This is a genomic window from Gilliamella sp., assembly GCF_024104075.1.
Taxonomy (GTDB): domain Bacteria; phylum Pseudomonadota; class Gammaproteobacteria; order Enterobacterales; family Orbaceae; genus Gilliamella; species Gilliamella bombi.
Genome location: NZ_JAGGHR010000068.1, coordinates 1 through 2,033 on the forward strand (window position 1 = coordinate 1; position 2,033 = coordinate 2,033).

At 32.7% G+C, this 2,033-nt stretch carries 1 protein-coding gene; it reads right to left on the bottom strand.

The window, feature by feature from the left end:
- Positions 1-1,085 precede the first annotated feature (1,085 nt).
- The coding region (locus tag J6569_RS11095; RefSeq protein WP_296318516.1) for a hypothetical protein at positions 1,086-2,033 on the bottom strand (948 nt) is incomplete at its 5' end.

Below are 2,033 nucleotides of genomic sequence, written 5' to 3' on the forward strand. Positions count from 1 at the left end.
TTCGTGAAAAAACTCGTCGAATAAGATTATTTGATAAACTTAAGACATAGGTTTGCCAGTGCTGGTGTCTGGTGTCTGGTGTCTAAAATGATAATGCATTATGGTTCACCTGTCAAGTAATTATTTGTTTTATTTATATTTTTATAATTATTTGCTTGTTTAATAAGCTTGTTTCCCTATAGCGTTAAAAGTATAACCATTTAAAAAATGGTTGGCTAGTTTTTTGTTAATTTATTGTAAATAATTGTTCGTGGTGGGGTAAAATAAGATTAGTTGGTCGGTTTTGACTGGTGAAATAAGCGCCTTTTGAAGGTATAAAATCGTTCAGGTAGAGAGCTGATTTTATTTGATTTTTTTACACTTAAAACAAGTGGTCATATAGTAAATGCTATTTTTAGTCGTAGAAATTACTCTCATTGTTTACCGTAATTTAAGGAACGACAGCAATGAACATACATAAAAAATCAAACTAAAGATTTATCAATGATGGCTAAAAGTAATAACAAAGCCTAGCTAGACGACAGTTTCAGGTCGACACCAAACATTTACATATTCGATTTATAACACCTAAAAACTGCATGAAGCATTAAATAATCATCCATTTTATAAAGCACTAAAATAAACAATGTAATTCTCGGCATGATTTGTGAATATTTACATGACTATTCACTTTTTAGGCTGTATTTTGTGAGAAACATTCAAGATCTCTATACCATTTGGTAATTAATTAAAGTGTCGCTGTATCTATTCATTAAAACGTTTGATAACCATTTTATTAATCAAAATTTACAAAACCAGCCCACCAATAAACGAATTAAAAACCGAAAGCATGATACATACTTTAATTGCAATGTGGCATGATATAAAAAATATTTAACAATACAGAAAATAGAAAACAAAAGTCTAAGCTACTTATTCACATTTATAATATGGTTATACATAAAGCTATTTCTGGTAAAACGCCTTTATGTGTTTGAGTGGGTTATTTTAATCATGAAATATAAATAACCCATTATTTTATTACAACAATCCTATTTTATAAATGCTCCTTTACTGAATAAATAATATCACATTTAAAATATTTTCTATCCTTTACAAATAGCGTAACCTAACCAAGGAGCTTCAGTTGTAAACGTGCTAGTAAAACCATCATGGTTATGTACAACATATGGAAGCTGTACACCTTCAATCACCGAAGAATCCGATGTCCAATATCTAGAGGTAAAATCAGGCGGAGCATAATATTCTTGCCATTCTGAATCAGGGTAAGAAGATTTAGTTGTCCACCCCCATTCACCCAAAATAGAGCCACCTATTACACGAGTATAGCTATTAGACAATCCAGTTAATTCTGCCCCTTGACCTTCATATCGTGGCGAGTTTGTTAATTGGGCTCGACTCATCATATTTTGTAAACCTCCACAATGCTGTTGTACAGCATTAAACGATCCTCTAAAATTTTTCGGTACCCCCCAAATAGAAGTTGGGTTAAAACGGTAATCATGAATGACAGAATTATCTCTTTTTAAAGTTACCCTCACTGTAACAGTTCCTGAAGGTTTACTATTAAGTTTTACTACACCATTTTGATCAATTGCAACACCTCCTCCTGGGTTATTGATCACTTGATAATGGTAATCATCTTGTGCTCCTGTCATCACTAATTGAAATTTAGCACCAGGAAACCCTGTTGTTGGGAATGTGTTTGATGAAACTATTGGCTGTGCTTTAAAACCATAATTAGGTACGTAATCTTTAGTATAACCACCACCAACTAGAGGGTGGCGATTAGCATATTCAGGTCGATTAAAATAATATTCATCTGTTTTTAAATCAACTCCAATCCATTGGTATTCTGGATGAACTATAGTAGAATTCGGTTTTGCATAACAAATTTGCGATTTTGGTGCGATTTGATAAGTTTTAGCTAAGGTAATCTGCTCGCCTTTATCAGGAATTCCGTATGCTGAATGGGCACTAACATTGGTTTTTATGATGAGCTTTAATGGCATTGAAAAGCCACTACCACAACC